The sequence below is a fragment of the Ruthenibacterium sp. genome (assembly GCF_017421385.1).
Classification (GTDB): Bacteria; Bacillota; Clostridia; order Oscillospirales; family Ruminococcaceae; genus Ruthenibacterium; species Ruthenibacterium lactatiformans.
The window spans coordinates 1-17,082 of the sequence record NZ_JAFOIN010000092.1; the positions used below are offsets into that span (position 1 = coordinate 1).

At 51.8% G+C, this 17,082-nt stretch carries 18 protein-coding genes, 2 other RNA genes and 2 pseudogenes; 13 read left to right on the forward strand and 9 right to left on the reverse strand.

Annotated elements, in window-relative coordinates; genetic code table 11:
• Positions 1-327 precede the first annotated feature (327 nt).
• Positions 328-639 (reverse strand): P-loop domain-containing protein, encoded by a 312-nt coding sequence (locus IIY41_RS10950; protein ID WP_040910273.1) that lies wholly within the window; start codon positions 637-639, stop codon positions 328-330.
• Positions 640-739: 100 nt separating this feature from the next.
• On the reverse strand, positions 740-1,309 hold the full coding sequence (locus tag IIY41_RS10955; RefSeq protein ID WP_123157663.1) for a uracil-DNA glycosylase: 570 nt from the start codon (positions 1,307-1,309) through the stop codon (positions 740-742).
• Positions 1,310-1,415: 106 nt separating this feature from the next.
• On the opposite strand from IIY41_RS10955, the gene pduL reads away from it, so the two are divergent.
• The 7 genes from pduL to ssrA all read left to right on the forward strand — a co-directional run bounded on the left by pduL (position 1,416) and on the right by ssrA (position 5,994).
• Positions 1,416-1,979: a phosphate propanoyltransferase gene (gene pduL / locus IIY41_RS10960; protein WP_009325677.1), complete on the forward strand. Its 564-nt coding sequence runs from the start codon at positions 1,416-1,418 to the stop codon at positions 1,977-1,979.
• A gap of 217 nt (positions 1,980-2,196) precedes the next feature.
• Positions 2,197-2,295, forward strand: an RNA gene (ffs, locus tag IIY41_RS10965) — signal recognition particle sRNA small type.
• An 80-nt stretch (positions 2,296-2,375) separates the two neighbouring features.
• Positions 2,376-4,082, forward strand: a complete 1,707-nt coding sequence (dnaX, locus tag IIY41_RS10970; protein WP_287400727.1) for a DNA polymerase III subunit gamma/tau — start codon at positions 2,376-2,378, stop codon at positions 4,080-4,082.
• Positions 4,083-4,100: 18 nt separating this feature from the next.
• Positions 4,101-4,445, forward strand: coding sequence for a YbaB/EbfC family nucleoid-associated protein (locus tag IIY41_RS10975; RefSeq protein WP_009325679.1), 345 nt, complete (start codon positions 4,101-4,103; stop codon positions 4,443-4,445).
• A 33-nt stretch (positions 4,446-4,478) separates the two neighbouring features.
• Positions 4,479-5,078: a recombination mediator RecR gene (gene recR / locus IIY41_RS10980; RefSeq protein WP_009325680.1), complete on the forward strand. Its 600-nt coding sequence runs from the start codon at positions 4,479-4,481 to the stop codon at positions 5,076-5,078.
• 73 nt (positions 5,079-5,151) lie between these two features.
• A complete protein-coding gene (gene smpB / locus IIY41_RS10985; protein WP_009325681.1) occupies positions 5,152-5,619 on the forward strand; it encodes an SsrA-binding protein SmpB in 468 nt (155 codons plus the stop codon).
• 26 nt (positions 5,620-5,645) lie between these two features.
• Positions 5,646-5,994, forward strand: a transfer-messenger RNA (tmRNA) gene (gene ssrA / locus IIY41_RS10990).
• A gap of 224 nt (positions 5,995-6,218) precedes the next feature.
• On the opposite strand, the gene IIY41_RS10995 is transcribed toward ssrA, so the two are convergent.
• From IIY41_RS10995 to IIY41_RS11005, 3 genes and pseudogenes are all read right to left on the reverse strand, one after another.
• Positions 6,219-6,743: a cyclophilin-like fold protein gene (locus IIY41_RS10995; RefSeq protein WP_055080795.1), complete on the reverse strand. Its 525-nt coding sequence runs from the start codon at positions 6,741-6,743 to the stop codon at positions 6,219-6,221.
• A pseudogene (locus IIY41_RS11000) lies at positions 6,740-7,715 on the reverse strand (alpha/beta hydrolase). Before IIY41_RS11000 ends, IIY41_RS10995 begins: the two are co-directional and overlap by 4 nt.
• Positions 7,712-8,251 carry a flavodoxin family protein gene (locus tag IIY41_RS11005; protein WP_287400732.1) on the reverse strand — a complete coding sequence of 180 codons (540 nt, stop codon included), beginning with the start codon at positions 8,249-8,251 and terminating at the stop codon, positions 7,712-7,714. Before IIY41_RS11005 ends, IIY41_RS11000 begins: the two are co-directional and overlap by 4 nt.
• A gap of 123 nt (positions 8,252-8,374) precedes the next feature.
• Between IIY41_RS11005 and IIY41_RS11010 the strand changes: the two genes are divergently transcribed.
• Entirely contained in the window at positions 8,375-8,815 is a 441-nt protein-coding gene (locus tag IIY41_RS11010; RefSeq protein ID WP_287400734.1) for a MerR family transcriptional regulator, read from the forward strand.
• 327 nt (positions 8,816-9,142) lie between these two features.
• Here IIY41_RS11010 and IIY41_RS11015 read toward each other — a convergent pair whose 3' ends face one another.
• From IIY41_RS11015 to IIY41_RS11030, 4 genes are all read right to left on the reverse strand, one after another.
• Positions 9,143-10,579: a DUF4340 domain-containing protein gene (locus IIY41_RS11015; RefSeq protein ID WP_050004180.1), complete on the reverse strand. Its 1,437-nt coding sequence runs from the start codon at positions 10,577-10,579 to the stop codon at positions 9,143-9,145.
• Positions 10,566-12,011, reverse strand: coding sequence for a GldG family protein (locus IIY41_RS11020; RefSeq protein WP_205506438.1), 1,446 nt, complete (start codon positions 12,009-12,011; stop codon positions 10,566-10,568). Before IIY41_RS11020 ends, IIY41_RS11015 begins: the two co-directional genes overlap by 14 nt.
• The gene (locus IIY41_RS11025; protein ID WP_287400738.1) at positions 12,011-12,874 is read right to left on the reverse strand and encodes an ABC transporter permease; all 864 of its coding nucleotides are present in this window, start codon (positions 12,872-12,874) and stop codon (positions 12,011-12,013) included. The genes IIY41_RS11020 and IIY41_RS11025 overlap by 1 nt, the downstream gene beginning before the upstream one ends.
• Before the next feature lie 207 nt (positions 12,875-13,081).
• Entirely contained in the window at positions 13,082-13,411 is a 330-nt protein-coding gene (locus tag IIY41_RS11030) for an ATP-binding protein (RefSeq protein ID WP_058722571.1), read from the reverse strand.
• Between the two features lie 6 nt (positions 13,412-13,417).
• Between IIY41_RS11030 and IIY41_RS11035 the strand changes: the two are divergent.
• The 5 genes and pseudogenes from IIY41_RS11035 to IIY41_RS11055 all read left to right on the forward strand — a co-directional run.
• A pseudogene (locus IIY41_RS11035) lies at positions 13,418-13,921 on the forward strand (cation:proton antiporter); the annotation flags it as partial.
• 1 nt (position 13,922) lies between these two features.
• Positions 13,923-14,540 (forward strand): TetR/AcrR family transcriptional regulator, encoded by a 618-nt coding sequence (locus tag IIY41_RS11040; RefSeq protein ID WP_287400741.1) that lies wholly within the window; start codon positions 13,923-13,925, stop codon positions 14,538-14,540.
• 119 nt (positions 14,541-14,659) lie between these two features.
• The gene (locus IIY41_RS11045; RefSeq protein ID WP_287400743.1) at positions 14,660-15,538 is read left to right on the forward strand and encodes an amino acid ABC transporter substrate-binding protein; all 879 of its coding nucleotides are present in this window, start codon (positions 14,660-14,662) and stop codon (positions 15,536-15,538) included.
• Positions 15,539-15,618: 80 nt separating this feature from the next.
• Positions 15,619-16,287: an amino acid ABC transporter permease gene (locus IIY41_RS11050; RefSeq protein ID WP_287400745.1), complete on the forward strand. Its 669-nt coding sequence runs from the start codon at positions 15,619-15,621 to the stop codon at positions 16,285-16,287.
• Positions 16,288-16,290: 3 nt separating this feature from the next.
• Positions 16,291-17,046, forward strand: a complete 756-nt coding sequence (locus tag IIY41_RS11055; RefSeq protein ID WP_009325698.1) for an amino acid ABC transporter ATP-binding protein — start codon at positions 16,291-16,293, stop codon at positions 17,044-17,046.
• The last annotated feature ends 36 nt before the right edge of the window (positions 17,047-17,082 follow it).

Sequence of the window (17,082 nt, forward strand, 5' to 3'; positions counted from 1 at the left end):
AGCAGATCTGCTTCTGGCTGACAGGCCCTGCCTGACGGCTTGAAGCCGTATGCTCTCGCGAATCAATGAGCAGGGTGATCCGTGCTTTTCGCGGCTGTTGCTGTTCAGAGAAATGCCGCTTGTGAATTGTGCGGTGTTGCCTTAGAAAATACGTACAAAAGGGTCCCGTATTCTGTGTATGTTCTGTCCGCAAAGTACCGCGTGCAGCATGAAAACGAAGCCGCGAACCTGCTTTTGGGCGAACGCAATGCTTGTTTTGCCGAAAAAGTCGAATTTTAAACATTCGCAATGTATTCTGCAATAATTAAATATGACGTTATATATTCTTCATGAAAAAGTGTGTTTATGTACCGCGCCGTGCGGCGGGGTAGCATCCACTACCGAAAATTTCCGCGCGCCGCAGATGACACCGTCCAAAGAGTCCGGATCGCTGGAGCAGTGGATGAGCTCCACAGTCTCGCCCTGTTCCTCAAGATGGGCCGCGATGCGCCGCAGCAGGGTAGATTTGCCGCAGCCTGGGCCGGCCTTCAAAAGGGCCGAGGTCTGTGTTTCCGCATCTTTTACAACTTGTGTGTAATAACTGGAAAAACCGGTGGGGGAAAGCGCTCCCAAAAAGAAATCCAATTCCTGCTGTTGCATATGCATACACCCCTTTAGTCCATAGTATGTAAATGCTGGGATTTTGACACAAAAACCCGCTGTTTTACAGCGGGTTTGCAGGATAATGCCTGCGCTTCGGTCAATCATAAGTGTGGGTGCACACGGCTTCGATTTTTTCGCGGATGGCGACATAGTCTGCGAAGCTCAGCGGCTTGTTGCCCGGGCTTCGGAGCAGCGCGGCGGGATGGAGTGTGGCGGTGAAGTAAACGCCGTTCTTTTCCACCCACTGGCCGTGCTCTTTCATGACGCTGTAATCCGGACGGATGATGCGCTGCGCGGCGATACGCCCCAGGCAGACGACGATTTTCGGCTTGATCAGCCGGAACTGCTCGCGCAGATAGGGGATGCATGCGTCCCATTCATTGGGCAGAGGGTCCCGGTTTTCAGGCGGGCGGCACTTGACGATATTTGTGATGAACACATTTTTTTCGCGGTCCAGGTGAATCGCTTTCAGGTATTGGTCCAGCAGCTGGCCGCTGCGCCCCACAAAGGGAAGGCCCTGCTCGTCCTCGTTGCGTCCCGGCGCCTCACCGATGAACAGAACTTCGGCGTTGGGGTTTCCCGTGCCGAACACGACGTGGGTGCGGGTGCGGCACAGATCGCACTTTTCGCACACAAGGCAGGTTTGCTTTAATTGCTCAAAATCCATTTTTAATCACCTTTTATTGCTTTATTCTTTTAATTATAGCACATACCCCTTGCGGTTTTAAATGCGGATTGCTAAAATAGTATTGTACCTGGAAGGAGGACTTATAATGAATATTCTTGTGGAAACTTCTGCCCGTCATGTGCATGTAACCGAGGCCGATCTGGAGACCCTGTTCGGCAAAGGATATCAGCTCACTGTGAAAAAAGAGCTTTCTCAGCCCGGCCAGTACGCGTCTAACGAGCGCGTGACGGTTGTCGGCCCGAAGAAGGAGCTTGCCAATGTTTCGATTCTCGGCCCGTGCCGCAGCGCCACGCAGGTGGAGCTGAGCATGACCGATGCGCGCTCCATTGGTATTGTCGCACCGGTGCGTGAATCCGGTGATGTGGCCGGGTCTGCCGGTTGCAAGCTTGTCGGTCCGGCAGGCGAGGTGGAGATCGGCGAGGGCGTTATCATTGCCAAGCGGCATATCCACATGACTCCGGCCGATGCAGCGGCCGCAGGCGTGGCGGACAAGGATATTGTCAAGGTCGTTACAGGCGGCAACGGCCGTAAGCTGGTGTTCGATGATGTGGTCATTCGTGTGAGCGAGAAATTCGCTACGGCTATGCATATCGATACCGACGAAAGCAATGCTGCGGGCGGCCCCAACAGCGGAGAGATCATTAAATAAGAATGCCTGCGTGCAGGCGGGACGCGGCTTTTGCCGCGTCCCGCTTTTTTCTTGCATTCGGCTTGAAAATATAGTATAATATAACCCGAAACACCCGGAGGCGCGGCCGTGGCCACGCATGTCTGCAGTTCCGTATAAAGGCGAAGGTGCGGCGGCCGGGGAGCCGCATCAGAGAACAACCGGACAGGGCGAAGGTTTGTACTGTTCGGCATACAGAGGGCGGGCCCTGTGCGACGGGGCTCCATGAACCATGTCAGGCGGGGAACCGAGCAGCATTAAGTGGCCTGCCTTGTGCGCCGCAGGCAGCCTGTCCTCTGTATGCCGAGCCGTATAACGGGCGTTTAGCGCCGCGTCCTGTCCTGTTTTTTGCCGCATCTTCAAAAGGAGGCCGTGAATATGTACCGTGCGCTTTACCGTAAATGGCGTCCTGCAACATTTGAGGACGTTGTGGGCCAGGCGGGCATTACCACGGCGCTGAAGAACCAGATATTGCACGACAAAGTAGGACATGCCTACATTTTTACAGGCACGCGCGGCACCGGTAAAACGACCTGCGCCAAGATATTCGCCAAAGCAGTGAACTGTCAAAGCCGGAATGGCGCAGACCCTTGCGGACAATGCCCGGTATGTACGGGTATTGACGACGGCAGTGTGATGGACGTTGTGGAAATCGACGCCGCATCCAACAATGGCGTGGACAATATCCGGGATCTGCGGGATGAAACGGCTTACACGCCCAGTGTCTGCACATACAAAGTATATATTATCGACGAGGTGCACATGCTCTCCACAGCGGCGTTCAATGCGCTGCTCAAAATAATGGAGGAACCGCCCAGCCACGTTATTTTTATTTTGGCCACCACGGAGATCCACAAGGTGCCCGCGACGATTCTGTCCCGATGCCAACGCTATGATTTCACCCGCATTGCGCCTCAGGATATCGAGGGCCGTTTGCTGTATGTGGCCGGGCAGGAGAAAATCGAATTGACGCCGGATGCCGCCGGGCTGATCGCGCGGTTGGCCGACGGGGCGATGCGCGACGCGCTTTCCATTTTGGATACATGCGCAGGCGTGACGAACCAGGTGGATGCGGATGTTGTGCGCCGTATGGCGGGCGTGACTGATAAAAGCTACCTGTTTGATTTGGCCGGTGCCGTGGCAAGGAAGGATGCGGCGGGCGCGCTTCGCCTGGTGGCGGAGCTGCGGGAGAAATCCATCGATATCAAGCGCTTGTGCGATGAAATGATCCTGCATTACCGCAATCTGCTGCTTGCCGGAATGTCCGGCGGACAAGGTCTGCTGGTAGGTGTGAGCCCGGAAGAAGAGCGGAAGTATCTGGAGGCTGCGCCCGAAGTTCCTCAGAATGATGCGGTACGCGCCATCAAGATCTTATGCGGTGCGCTGGACAAGATGGGGAAGGGGACCGACGCGCGCATCGAGCTGGAAGTCGCGTTGTTCAAGCTGTGCGAGGATGCGCCGGATATCCAGACGGTTCATCCTGTTGTTTCGCAGCCCTTTGCTGCTGTGCCTGCCGCCCCGCAGCCGTTTGCGGCGGCTTCTGTCTCTGCGCCGGGAGCGCAGTTAAGTGCGGCAGCGGCTTCGGCTGCTGAAACTGCACCGGCGGTTGTGTCCTCTGCCCAAATGCCTGCTTCAGCCGCCGAAGCCAAACCTGTGGCTGTATCCTCTCCGCAGCAGGCACCGAAGAAGGAACCTTCCACGCCGAAGCCGGCGGCACCATCTCTGGCGCCGCCTCCGCCGTTGGCGGACGGTGTGGTACAGGAGCCGTTTGCGGCATGGAAAAAAGTCGTTGCGGCGATGGAGGCCAAGGATCAGCTTTTGTTTGTCTATTTGCGCAATTCCAATGCATTTTATGATGGCAAGCGTGTATTGATCGACGGAAGCGACCTTTTCCTGGAGTATATGCGCAAAAATGACTATTCGGCAGACCTTATCAAAAAAACCATTGCCGAAGTGACGGGCACAAGATATGCCATCGGCCCCTACAAGCGCAAAAGGCAGGAGGAAGAGGCCAGACAGAGTGCCGAAGACGTTCTAAGCCAGCTGGAACGGCAGGGTGTTGAAATAGTTTACGAAAACGAATGATATAAAGGAGAAATCGTAATGAAAGCAAGATTACCGCAGGGGTACGGCAAGCAGAGCCAGCAGCAGCTGATGCAGCAGGTGCAGCAGATGCAGGAGAATATGCGTCTGAAGCAGGAGGAACTGGAAAACACGGAGTACAGCGTCACCTCGGGCGGCGGCATGGTAGAACTGAAGATGACGGGCAAACATCAGGTGACAGGGCTGAAAATCAACCCGGACGTTGTTGAAAAAGATGACGTGGAAATGCTGGAAGACCTGATTGCTGCAGCGGTAAACGAAGCTGTGCGTGTGGTGGACGAAGCATCGGAAAAGGAAATGGGTGCGCTGACGGGCGGACTGAATATTCCGGGGCTGGGTCTGTAACGGGAAGAACGCAGAAGGAGCGAGAATCGCATTATGGGATATAACGCGGCGCCGCTGGAACGGCTGATCGAACAATTCGCCAAGCTGCCGGGCATCGGCCGGAAAGGCGCCACGCGCCTGGCGTATCAGGTGCTGAGCATGGATAAAGAAGAAGCTCTGGACTTTGCCCGCGCCATTGAAGAAGCCCATACGAAAATCCATCGCTGCAGAGTGTGCCAGAATTTTACAGAGGATGAGATCTGCGCCATCTGTACCGGAGAGGCGCGGGACCACAGCGTGATCTGTGTGGTGGAAAACCCGCGGGACGTGACGGCGTTTGAACGCACGCGGGAATATCGGGGGCTGTACCACGTGTTGCACGGGCTGATTTCTCCGATGGACGGTGTGGGCGCAGAACAGCTCTGCATCAAAGAGCTGTTGGCGCGTATTCAGGCAGGCGGTGTAAAGGAAATCATTATGGCGACCAATCCCACGGTGGAGGGAGAGGCGACAGCCATGTATGTGGCGAAGCTTGTCAAGCCTCTGGGTGTGAAAGCCACGCGGCTTGCCTATGGCCTTCCCGTGGGCAGTAATCTGGAGTATGCCGATGAGGTAACACTGGGGCGTTCACTGGCAAACCGCGGCGAATTGTGACGTGTGCGGGCGAAGCACTTGACAAAGGGGCCGCAATCGGGTATTCTATTATCCCACGGCAGGAGGTGACAAAATGGCCGGACAGGAAAACAGCAAGTTGATCGCAGTGAACCGCAAGGCACGTCACGACTATTTTGTCATGGAAGCCATGGAGGCGGGCGTCGAGCTGGTGGGAACGGAAGTGAAAAGCATCCGTACCGGCGCAGTAAATCTGAAGGACTCGTGGGTGGAGATCGACGGCGGTGAGCTGTATGTTTTGGGCATGCACATCAGCCCATATGAGAAAGGCAACATTTTTAACCGGGACCCGGTGCGTAAACGCAAGCTGCTGGTGCATAAACGGGAGATCAAACACCTGCAGGAGCAGCAGAAGCTGCAAGGATATACACTGATCCCCTTGCAGCTTTATTTCAAACGTGGTAAAGTAAAGTTGGAGCTTGGTGTGTGCAAAGGCAAAAAGCTCTATGACAAGAGAGCCGATATGGCGGCGCGGGAAGCAAAACGGGACATCGACCGCGCCATGAAAGAGCAGCGCCGTTAAGGCTGTCATCGAACAGCCTTTTATATGGGGATGTAAAGGTTTCGACGGGGAGAGGAAAGCGAAAGCAGCGGGTAGTGCTCGGGGGACGCACTTAAAACGCCTCCAAAAAAATAGCTAACAACAATAAATTAGCTGTCGCTGCCTAATTAAAGGCAGCTGTCTTGCCCGGCTTACCGCGCGCCGGGGTCAAGGCATCATTTAGCGGTGCACGTGAGCAGCATCAAGCTTTGTTTGCTGCCATGAACTGATGAAGCTACCGAAGCGGCGGCCCGTTTACCGGCCTGCCGATGGGGGAATCCTGTAGGTGAACTGCACCCGGAGATACTAGCGTGGACCTCTTTTCGGACACGGGTTCGATTCCCGTCATCTCCACCATAACTGGACACCAATTTTGACACAATGTGTATCAGAGCGGGTGTCCAGTTTCTTTTTGCAAAGTCCCTGCCATTTAACGAAAGCGGGCACTACGGCGGCCACTCCTTGGTTGCCGTAGTGCCTTTTTGTGTATAAACTTTTTAATTTTTAGAGCTGGATGTTGTGCATAATACGAACAGGTAGAATTATAAGGTCAACGCACTCCTTACGTCCTTTCTGCTCGATTATTCGTATTTGACTTCAATAACCGCTGAGTCACCGCCCAACAATCCCGCCAGTTTCTCCGCAGCCAAGTTAATATGCCCCAGTTTGGTGTAGTTCCAAGTGTTTGAGGAAAAAAACACCACAAGCTGATTACCGGAATACAGCACAATATCTCCCGGCTCGGTGGTCATCTGTACATCATTTCTGGAAAAACTCTGAGGCAGACTGCCCACTTGTTCAAAGCCGCCGTAAATCGTAGTGTTTACTGTAATTGTTCCGTTTTGGGCATAGACGAGCAATTCCTCAACTGTTTCATTATCCTCCCACGAGACATCCAACGCCATACCATTTACGATCATCGTGAGTTCTTTTTCCTGTGGCTCGGGCCCAGGCAGAGTGGTGCTTTTCTCAGATCGCGTAGTTCTCGGCTTGGCGGTGATTTCTGCATGCGACGATATACTGTCTGGAACATACCGCTGCTCAGAGCAGCTGCAGAGCAGCGATACAGTCGCTAACAGCAGACAAAGAAAAATCCGTTCTTTCATTTAAGATATTCCTCAAAAAAACTTTTCAGTTTTTCAAAGGGGATTGCAGTCGGGCTGTCATAGAGGTCAACGTGGTTTGCACCCGGAATGATCATCAATTCCTTGTTGTCTCCGGTCAGCTTTTCATATGCACCCTCGCTGAAATAACGGGAGTGCGCCTTTTCTCCATGCACCAGTAGGACGGCAGACCGAATTTCGCTGGAATACTGCAAAATCGGCATATTTATAAAGGGAAGAGAAGAAGTGACATTCCAGCCACTGCCCGAATTGAGAGAGCGAGGATGGTAGCCGCGCCGGGTCTTATAATAGCTATGGTAATCCTTCACAAACTGCGGTGCATCCTCCGGCAGTGGGGCGACCACGCCGCCGGCAAGAGCGTAGCTGCCGTTTTTGTAGTCCTCGGTGCGCTGGATGTTCATCGCCTGTTTCTTTGCGTAACGGGCATCGGCGGTGTTTTCGCTGTCAAAATATCCATTGGCGCTCACACGAGCCATATCATACATGGTCATGGCAGCGGTTGCCTTAATGCGGGTATCCATAGCAGCGGCATTGACTGCCATGCCGCCCCAGCCGCAAATGCCGATGATACCGATGCGGTCGGGGTCAACATTTTCCTGCACGGACAGAAAATCCACCGCGGCACAGAAATCTTCCGTGTTGATGTCCGGGGATGCCACATAACGGGGACTGCCGCCGCTTTCGCCGGTAAAGGACGGGTCAAAGGCGATGGTCAAGAATCCAAACTCCGCCTGTCTGAGCATACAGCCCGGAAGACTGCTCCTTCACCGCGCCGAAAGGACCGCTGACCGCAATGGCTGAGAGCTTTCCGGCAGCATTTTTTGGCGTATACATATCCGCCGCCAGCGTGATGCCATAGCGATTATGGAAGGTGATTTTCTGATGGTCTACTTTGTTGCTTTTGGGAAAGACCTTATCCCATTCTTGGGTCAATTCTAAATTTTCCACGTTTATACCTCCTTGCCTGACTGATAAGCCTGTTCCAGTGCAGGATGTCCGGCAATATCGCCAACGCTGCTGACACCGCCTGCAAAGATGGTTTCTGCCAATTCACAGCGGTCAAAGCAGTCTACCCAGCCTTGTATCGCCTTGACAGTGCCCTCTACCGTCGCTGCTTCATTCTCCGCCGCCGTTGCCAGAAGATAAGCTTTTGTAAAAGCATAGTCCGTACCGAACAGCGGATTGGCACGATCCAGCATGGTTTTAAACTGGCCGCTGACGCTGTAGTAATAGACCGGAGTGGCAAACACCAGCACATCTGCGTCGTGCATCTTTGCGGCAATCTCCGCCGCGTCGTCTTTAATTACACAATGACCGGCCTTGAGGCAGGCCAGACAGCCTTTGCAGAACCCAATCTGCTTTTCACGAAGCCAGACTGTTTCTACATGGTTTCCGGCATCCTGTGCGCCTTTTGCAAAAGATGTTGCCAGTGTTTCGGAATTGCCGCCTTTACGAGGACTGGAAGAAATAATCAAAACATTTTTACGCATCGAAAAATCTCCTTTTTCCATTGCATCGGTTTTGCATTTCTGCTATAGTTATGGTAATACATAAACCTGACTTTAGGTCAAGATGGATTTGAAAATTTATTTGTAATTTTTTCAGGAGAGCGTATGTATACGATTGGACAAGTTTCAGAAATGTTCGGTTTGTCCATTTCTACCTTGCGCTATTACGATAAACAGGGACTTTTTCCGGAGATGGAGCGAGTATCGGGCATCCGCAAATTTAGTGATACCGAACTTGAAGCATTGAGGGTTATTGAGTGTTTGAAAAAGTCCGGACTGGAAATCAAGGATATTAAGCAATTTATGGACTGGTGCGTGAAAGGTGCATCCACCTACTCCCAGAGAAAGGCACTCTTTGAAAAGCAAAGGGAAACACTGGAGGCGGAAATTGCCCATATGAACCAAGTGTTGGATATGCTGAAATTCAAGTGCTGGTACTATGGGCAGGCATCGCAGGATGGCAGCGAAGATCGGGTGCGGAGCATGATTCCTAATGGTTTGCCGGAGGATGTACGGAAAGCATACGAGAATGCACACCATGATTAAAAACAAACAATTAAAAGAAGCACATACCGTTTGACCCTTGCACACAAGGTTGGAGAGGTTCACATTTGGTGTCAAAAAGAGTCTTTGTTTTTTCACGTGAATTCGAACTTGTGCCGATTGGCGATGGGTTCGGATTGGTTTATTAACGAAGAAAAAATTTTATAAAGTTTACACTATTGAAGTTCAAGCAAAGCTTTCCATAACGGATGGTGCCGCATACCCATAAATGAAAGACATCCTCCGTATTGCTGGAAACCAATAAGCGGCCGCCGGAATCATTCCGGCGGCCGCTTATTAAATGGTTTTCCCATGTGCTTTCACGCGCTTTTAGTCCAGCACAATGGCATGGACGGCTTCGATCAGATCGACTGCGCTGGTACGCGTCACCAGCGACACCGGCGCACCGTCAACCACCGCAAGGCAGTGAGAGCCGTCGTAGCGATACAGTTTAATCTGAACTTCCGGATGATTTTCATTATCCAGATAAACCGTCAGGCCAATCTCTTCTTGCTGCGAGGGCTGCTCGGACGTAAAGCTTTCCGCAACCAAGCCTTCCAGAGCGCTCTGGAACATGGCGATATCCAGCTCTTCCTCGCCATAGAAATATGTGCGATCGTTGCCTTTTTTTTCGGAAGCAATGGTATACTCCGCACCATCAAGAGAAATGTCGATTTGCTCGATGTCTGCAAAGTCTGCGCTGAGCACCTCAAGATGACGAAGAGAGTTGTACGCCGCGGCTGTCAGCGCTTTGTAATCTGCTGCAGATATCTGATAGACGATCTGCGATTCCCCAACCCGCGCGTAAGCCGTAATCTCTTCCTCTTTGCTGTCTGTCTCTCCGTTTTCGACGCTGCTCTCCGCTTCGGTTGTCTCATCCGCTTCGGCCGCAGTCTTTTCATCAGGAGCCCGGCTGATATTCAGCACAAAGGCATCGGAAAAGCTCTCGCCATCTTCGTCTTCCGAAGTGTAGTTCAGCGAAATTGTCAGTTCCGGTGAATCCAGCCCATAGGACTGCAGCTCTTCCTCCGTTGCGTTATAGGTGACATAATCCGTCAGAACCGCGTCGGTTATGCTGTCCAGATAGCTCTGCACGCGTTCGGTGTCCAACGGCAGCATTTCGCCGCCTATTTGGGCAAAATAAACATCATCGGCACAATAGGTGTTATCGCTGCCCTCCTCATAAACGATACTGTATGTTTCATCTCCGGAAAATTGGATCGAAGCCACGGCATCGAAGCGGGGGACATCATCGTGGTCGATCATGTCGCTGAGCACTGCGTCGAACTGATCCAGCGGGTCGTTTTGCACCAGATAGACATTTCCATCTCCGATTGAAACGTACCGCTCGGAATCCATGCTGCTGTAATCGCCCAACTGCACCTCATATTCCTGTTCATCGGTGGAAAACCGGATGGTGCAAACCGGGACATCCAGCCCGTATTGACCGTAATCTTGAACATTCTCAATAATAAAGGACGCGCCGAATTCCTCAAACTGCGCCAGCAGTCCATTTATCTTTTCCTCACTTACAGGAAACGCTTCATCTTCATCGTAAAGCCATACTTCTTCCTTGTGAAAAGAGAGGGATTCCTCCTGATACTCCCACGACAGCGATGTTACTGTGTCGCTGGGAACCTTCAAAATGATTTCATCGCTGTTTTTGATCTGCTCCTGATGTTCTTCGAACCGGAGTACACCGAAGGTTGCGATGCAGGCGACGGCCAGAACGCCCAGCAGCAGATACAGCCTTTTATACCGTTTCATTCTGTTTTTTCCTCCTTGTCAGTACCACGCAGATGCCGATTCCCAGATACAAAAGCGGGAACACGCCGATCATCATCACCTTCAGCAAAGAGGACGTGGACGCGCTGATCGTCAGATAATTGTAATTCAGCGACTTGCTTCGAATCGCCATGGCTTCGCTCTCGCCGACCAGAGATGACAACGCGTTCATGGCCATGTCTCCGTTGGCACCAGAGGAATAGGCATTGTACATATCCTCAAGGAAGCTCGACGAGGCGAACCAGACGATTTTTCCGCCGCTGTTGGCCTCGACCGAGAGTGCAACAGAGAATGGACCGTCAATGTCGTCCTCCTCTTTTTCATAGGTGGAAAGGCTGTATCCTGCAATTTTGCTGAAGGCTGCGTCTGAGGTCGTGAGCAGCTCTGTCACAGTCCCATTTCCGGAAGAGCCGGTGATCTTCATCCCTTGGGAAATCGGCATGATGGGAAAATAGTTTTCTTCAATCAGAGAGTCTGTAATGTCACTGCCGGCCATATCCGGAAGCAGTACATAAGGCGCCTGAAACGCATAGTGTTCCCGGTCCGCCTCAATTACTACGCCGTCGCTGGCCTCTACGCCATATGCCTCCAACAGACCGTACAGATTTTTCAGCGTCCCTTCCTCTGTGGGCCCTGCCATGACAAGCAGCTTTCCACCGTCTGTCACATAGTTGGCCAGCATTTTCTGTTCTTCCTCGGAAATATCGCTGGTGGGTGCGTAAATCAGCACACAGTCCGCTTCCTCCGGCACGGAATCTACCGTCAACAGTGAAAAGCTGCTGACCTCAATGTTCTCCTTTTCAATTTGTTCACTGAATGTAGCCGGAAGCTCTGCTTCTCCGTGCCCCTCCAGCATATACAACTGCGGCAGTTCCTCGCTGACCACATAATCAATGGCTGAGGTAATGGCGCCTTCGCCGTCAAAGGAAGTGTTGTAGGAATAGGAATACACATCTGCTTCTTGGATATAGATATCGTCATAGCCGATAAACCGGCTGCGGTCTCCGCATTCCACAATCAAGCTGTTGTTTTGAACGGTTTCGTTTGTATACTGTTCCGTGAAGGTCGGGAAAACGTCCGGGTTTTTCTTTACGACCTTGATATGCCCGGAAAGGGTTTCGTACTTGCTGAGCAGGTTTTCAATGATGTCGTCCTCTTTTCCGGATTGAACGATCCAGTAAATCGTCACGTCCTGCTCCAGTGCGTTCACAACCACCTTTGTGTTGCTTGTAACGGAGTACAATTTCGTAGAGCTGATGTCGTATTTTGTCATTGCGGAGGGCAGGGCAGAAGCAAAGACATTTGCCACGACCAAAAGTGCCAGCACTACGGCAGAGATTATCAGCGAGTACGAACCGCCGCGAAAGGCGTTGAGGCTTGGCGGATTTTTCTTTAGCGGGTTCATCTTTTTCATCAGTTATACCTCCGTTTCTCAAGCGATTGCACAGACAGAAACAGGAAGAATACAATAACCGACAGAAAATATACGATGGCCGTCATGTCAAACACTCCGTTGACAAAGGTGTAAAAACGCTCAAACAGCGACAGCTTTTCCATAATGCGCGGCAGCAAACCCTCAAATTTAGAGCTGTCGATAAAGCAGACCGCCGCAATTGCCAGGAGCAGAATAAAACTGAACGCATAGGCGAGGTTATCGTTTTTTGTCAAATATCGGATTACCGCCCCTAAAGCCAGAACAATAACGCCCAGAGCAATCACAGAGCCGGTTGCCGTGGAAGAGACGTACTCTGAAAGGCTGACGCTGTAATAATTCAGCAAAATTACAGCAATGCTGATGCCCGCGGCAAAGCCCTGGTTTTCTGTAAGGGAAGAAATAAACACGCCCACTGCAATCAGCGCGGCGCCCAGAACAAAAAAGGCAAAAACAGAACCATAGGATGTCAATAGATAAACGTCGCCGAACTGCGAGAAAATCAGCGGGTAAATACAGATGATGCACAGAGGGATAAGATAGACCGTGAGCAGTGCCAGATATTTCCCGATGACTACCTGTGTGGTGGTGATGGGCAGGGAATACAGGAGCTGATCTGTTTTCTGCTTGCGCTCCTCCGCGATGACGCGCATCGTCAGGATTGGGACGATGACCACAAAGACGAGACAGCCGAAGCTGAGAACATATTCAAAGTTGCTCACGGCTGCCTGAAGATTATACATCATGGCGCCGATCCCAACAAAAGCCAACAGAAATGCGCCGAAAACATAGGCGGTCAGCGAATGGAAATACGCCCGCAATTCATGCTTCAATACCGCAGTCATTTACTCATTCCCTCACTTTCTCCCGCTTTAGCTGTTTGGGCGCGTCCTTCAGACGGCTGTTTTTCTCCGTCGTTCTCTGTCAGCTCGATAAACACGTCCTCCAGATTCGCTTTTTTCAGCGACATCTCAAGCAGTGCATTCTGCGGCGCTCGGCGGCCACCGGTGCGGTCATCAGCGGCCGCCTTGCGACGCAGCGGCCACCCGTAATTAGGTGGTCATTTTAGGTTTAATCACCACGGTGTAGTGCTTGGTTGCACGCTTCAAGATAGCGTTGGCGGAGACCTCGTCATTCAGAATCATGGAGCTCCAGCTTGCCGGTTCCCGTTGCGAGCAGATAATGGTGCTGAGATTAATCTCGCATCGCTTCTCCAAAATTTCAAAGAGGATTTTCACCTCACGCTCGTCGGTAATGGTATGTAACAGGAAATCGTCCAGGATGAGCAGAGCGGCTCCACAAATCCTTTTCAGGCGCTTCTGGTACTTCGAGTAGTCCTGCTGCTGCTGTGTTCGGCGGCAATAGGCATGGTGCTGAATCAATATGTTCTGCCTGTACCGGCCATCAATTTTTTGCTTATTGGTATGGCGTTTTCGACGGTGTTTGCAAATATGATTTCAGAGAAACAGCTTGCAGAAATCATGAAAGTGATGGACCCTGTAATCGGAATAAGCCTGATCATCGCGATACTGAATCTGGGGGCGCCGCTGGACTACCATTTGATTTTCGGAGCAGGCCTTTATACCGCCATCTATATCACGGCCCGGGCGATAGGCAAATACAGCGGTGCATATTTGGGCGCATCCGTCACGCATGCGCCGCAGACAGTCAAAAAATTTTTAGGGTTTACGTTGCTGCCGCATTCGGGAGTATCGCTGGTGTTTACCGGCATCGCGGTCTCTGTACTGAACGGCCCGGCGCCGGAGTGTGCTTCTATCATTCAAGGAACGATTGCAGCCGCAGCGGTTATCAATGAAATCATCGCTGTTTTTATGGCAAAGAAAGGCTTTGAATGGGCAGGAGAACTGCATCAGGCGGAAAGGAATCCGTGATATGACGCAAAGGGAACGGCAGGAGCATGCAAAAAAGACGATTTTTCAGGCGGCGCTGGCGGAATTTGGCGCGCAGCCATACGAGACCGTGACGATGGACCGGATCTGTTCGCGCCACGGAATCTCGAAAGGGATGATGTATCATTATTTTTCCAGCAAGGATGAATTGTTTCTTCTTTGCGTTAAAGAATTGTTTCAATCACTGCAGGTGTATATCCAGGAAGAATCGACGCAAATACAAAAAGAAAACAGTCATGCCGCTATCCGTCAATATTTCATGCTTCGCGAGCGCTTCTTTGCGCGGGAGCCCGCATGGGAAGTGATTTTTGAGAGTGCGATGGTACATATGCCGGAGCACTTGAGAGCGGATATTCTGGAACTGCGGCGTCCCGTGCGTGAAATGAACCGGCGTTTCCTGCAAGAGGTGATTGCCGAAATGTCTTTGCATCCCGCTGTAAAAGCAGAACATGCAGCCCGTTATTTGGAAAGCCTGGAGTGTGTGTTCCGCCGGATACTGGAGCAGTATTGCGCAAAAGATGACCCCAAAGATGCTCGCTCTATGCTGGCGGCTGCCGAAGAAGTTCTGGACATGCTGCTTCTGGGCATATTGAAAAGGTGAGAAGTGTTTTCTTGCAAAAAAACGGATATTCAGCAATTTTTCACTTTACTATGATAGCGTAATATAGTATAATGAATCTCGCCGCAGTGAACTGTGGTATGAGAGGAGTTTGAAAGCGTATGAAAAAGATTTTCGGCCTTATTTTGAGCGCGGCAGTTTTGGGTACTGTACTGACTGCCTGCGGCGGTTCCGGCGCGGGCGTGTCTTTCTCCGGCGCTGCCGGCGCATCTGAACCAGCTTCGGTTTCGGGGAGTGCGGTGAACAGCAGCGTATATGGCACCACACTCGCGGATATTCAGGCAAAAGGCGAACTTGTCATCGGTCTGGATGATACATTCGCTCCCATGGGCTTCCGGGACGAAAGCGGAAACCTTGTTGGTTTCGACATTGACCTTGCTACGGCAGTGTGCGAAGAATTGGGTGTAAAGGCGACATTCCAGCCTATTGATTGGGATGCGAAGGAAATGGAGCTTTCTTCCGGAAATATCGATTGCATCTGGAATGGAATGTCCATCACGCCGGAACGTGAGGAAGCGATGAGCCTATCCCAGGCATATCTGAACAACAAAATCGTCATTATGACGAAGGAAGGCGTTACAGTATCTGCCAAAGAGGATCTTGCGAATTATAACATCGGCATCCAGGCCGGCAGCGCAGCGCTTGAAGCGGTAACGAACGATGCCGTTTACGCGTCCATTCAGGACAAAATTACGGAGTATCCTACTTATGATGAAGTGATTTTGGATGTGCAGGCGGGCCGTCTGGACTGCATGATCATCGATGAAGTATACGGCGGTTACAAAAACGCCAAGCTGGGGAGCATTTTTGCCGTCTCGGAAGTGGACTTTGGAGACGATTTGTATGTGATCGGATTCCGTAAGGGTGACGCTGAACTGACGCAGGCCGTCAACGACGCTATTAACGCTTTGATTGAAAGCGGAAAAGCAGCGGAGATCAGCGAAGCCTGGTTCGGCGCGGATATCGTCGTCAAAGGCTAAAATGTGAACAGCGCGGACGGGGCCGCCCCGCCCGCGCTTTTTGCGGGGCGCCACAGAGAACTGCAAAAAGGGGAGCGAAGATGAATCTTGAATATATTCAGGCGATTTTGCCGGCACTGTTGAAAGGAACGTGGCAGACGTTTCAGGTGTTCTTCCTGACGTTGGTCTTATCACTGCCTTTGGGTCTTCCGTTTGCCCTGGGATCGATTTCACGCTTCTTTCCGGTGCGTTTTTTGTCAAAGGCATATATTTGGGTGTTCCGCGGCACGCCGCTGATGCTTCAGCTGTTCTTTGTGTATTACGGGCTCCCCATTATGTTCGGGCCCGCGTTCCGGATGGAAAATACCGTAGCCGCTGTACTTACATTCACGATGAATTATGCGGCATATTTTGCAGAGATCTATCGAGCCGGTGTGCAGTCTATCGACCACGGCCAGCACGAAGCGGCCAAGACGCTCGGCTTCAGCCGCTGGCAAACCATGCGCATCATTATCATCCCTCAGACCATCGCCCGTGTAATTCCGCCTGTGAGCAACGAGGTCATCACGCTCATCAAGGATACGGCCCTAGTGACGGCAATTGGTGTGGGAGAATTGCTGAAAGCGGCCAAGGACGCCAACAACCGGGATGTAAATCCTACGGCATTTTTTATTGCTGCCGTGATTTATCTGGCGCTCACCTTTTTGCTCACGCTGCTTTCGCAGTGGTGTGAAAAGCGGTTTTCCCGCCATGAGAGGAAGGAGGCGTGAGATATGGCGATTTTGTCGATCGAGCATGTCAGCAAACGGTTTGGTTCATTTACAGCGCTGGACGATGTTTCCCTTCAGGTGGAGCAAGGGGAAGCGGTGGCGATCATCGGTTCGTCCGGCAGCGGCAAAAGCACATTGCTGCGCTGTGTGAACAATTTGGAACGCGTTTCTGCCGGCCGCATCGTCATTGATGGGGATGTGCTGGTGGACACAGTGAAAGGCACGGCGAAATATCCCCCCGAAAAAGAAGTGCGGCGTATCTGCACCAAAACAGGAATGGTGTTCCAGCATTTTAACCTTTTCCCGCATCTGACATGTCTGGAGAATATCACCGTCGCGCCGCTGCGTATTCTCAAGCGGGACAAGGCGGCAGTTCTGGCGGAAGCAATGGAACTTTTGGATGTTGTGGGGCTTCGAAATAAAGCGGACAATTATCCTGCACAGCTTTCCGGCGGACAGAAGCAGCGCATTGCGATTGCTCGGGCGCTGGCAATGAATCCGCAGATCATGTTGTTTGATGAACCGACAAGCGCTCTGGACCCTGAGACGACCAACGAAGTAATTGTCACGATACAGAAGCTGGTGGCGCGCGCGGTTACAATGTTGATCGTAACGCATGATATGCGTTTTGCAAGAGATTCCGCCAGCCGCGTTCTCTTTATGGACGAAGGAAAGATACTGGAGGAGAACACTCCTGAAAAGTTGTTCGAATGCCCTGAAAGCCCGCGGCTGCGTGCATTTTTACAGTCTATCCATTAAAAAGCGCAAAAGCAACCAGATGCGAAAGCACCTGGT

What these genes read in the sequence shown, in the direction of transcription:
- IIY41_RS10950 (WP_040910273.1), bottom strand. Translation starts at nt 639, where the DNA reads ATGCAACAGCAGGAATTGGATTTCTTTTTGGGAGCGCTTTCCCCCACC.
- IIY41_RS10955 (WP_123157663.1), bottom strand. Translation starts at nt 1,309, where the DNA reads ATGGATTTTGAGCAATTAAAGCAAACCTGCCTTGTGTGCGAAAAGTGC.
- pduL (WP_009325677.1), top strand. Translation starts at nt 1,416, where the DNA reads ATGAATATTCTTGTGGAAACTTCTGCCCGTCATGTGCATGTAACCGAG.
- dnaX (WP_287400727.1), top strand. Translation starts at nt 2,376, where the DNA reads ATGTACCGTGCGCTTTACCGTAAATGGCGTCCTGCAACATTTGAGGAC.
- IIY41_RS10975 (WP_009325679.1), top strand. Translation starts at nt 4,101, where the DNA reads ATGAAAGCAAGATTACCGCAGGGGTACGGCAAGCAGAGCCAGCAGCAG.
- recR (WP_009325680.1), top strand. Translation starts at nt 4,479, where the DNA reads ATGGGATATAACGCGGCGCCGCTGGAACGGCTGATCGAACAATTCGCC.
- smpB (WP_009325681.1), top strand. Translation starts at nt 5,152, where the DNA reads ATGGCCGGACAGGAAAACAGCAAGTTGATCGCAGTGAACCGCAAGGCA.
- IIY41_RS10995 (WP_055080795.1), bottom strand. Translation starts at nt 6,743, where the DNA reads ATGAAAGAACGGATTTTTCTTTGTCTGCTGTTAGCGACTGTATCGCTG.
- IIY41_RS11005 (WP_287400732.1), bottom strand. Translation starts at nt 8,251, where the DNA reads ATGCGTAAAAATGTTTTGATTATTTCTTCCAGTCCTCGTAAAGGCGGC.
- IIY41_RS11010 (WP_287400734.1), top strand. Translation starts at nt 8,375, where the DNA reads ATGTATACGATTGGACAAGTTTCAGAAATGTTCGGTTTGTCCATTTCT.
- IIY41_RS11015 (WP_050004180.1), bottom strand. Translation starts at nt 10,579, where the DNA reads ATGAAACGGTATAAAAGGCTGTATCTGCTGCTGGGCGTTCTGGCCGTC.
- IIY41_RS11020 (WP_205506438.1), bottom strand. Translation starts at nt 12,011, where the DNA reads ATGAAAAAGATGAACCCGCTAAAGAAAAATCCGCCAAGCCTCAACGCC.
- IIY41_RS11025 (WP_287400738.1), bottom strand. Translation starts at nt 12,874, where the DNA reads ATGACTGCGGTATTGAAGCATGAATTGCGGGCGTATTTCCATTCGCTG.
- IIY41_RS11040 (WP_287400741.1), top strand. Translation starts at nt 13,923, where the DNA reads ATGACGCAAAGGGAACGGCAGGAGCATGCAAAAAAGACGATTTTTCAG.
- IIY41_RS11045 (WP_287400743.1), top strand. Translation starts at nt 14,660, where the DNA reads ATGAAAAAGATTTTCGGCCTTATTTTGAGCGCGGCAGTTTTGGGTACT.
- IIY41_RS11050 (WP_287400745.1), top strand. Translation starts at nt 15,619, where the DNA reads ATGAATCTTGAATATATTCAGGCGATTTTGCCGGCACTGTTGAAAGGA.
- IIY41_RS11055 (WP_009325698.1), top strand. Translation starts at nt 16,291, where the DNA reads ATGGCGATTTTGTCGATCGAGCATGTCAGCAAACGGTTTGGTTCATTT.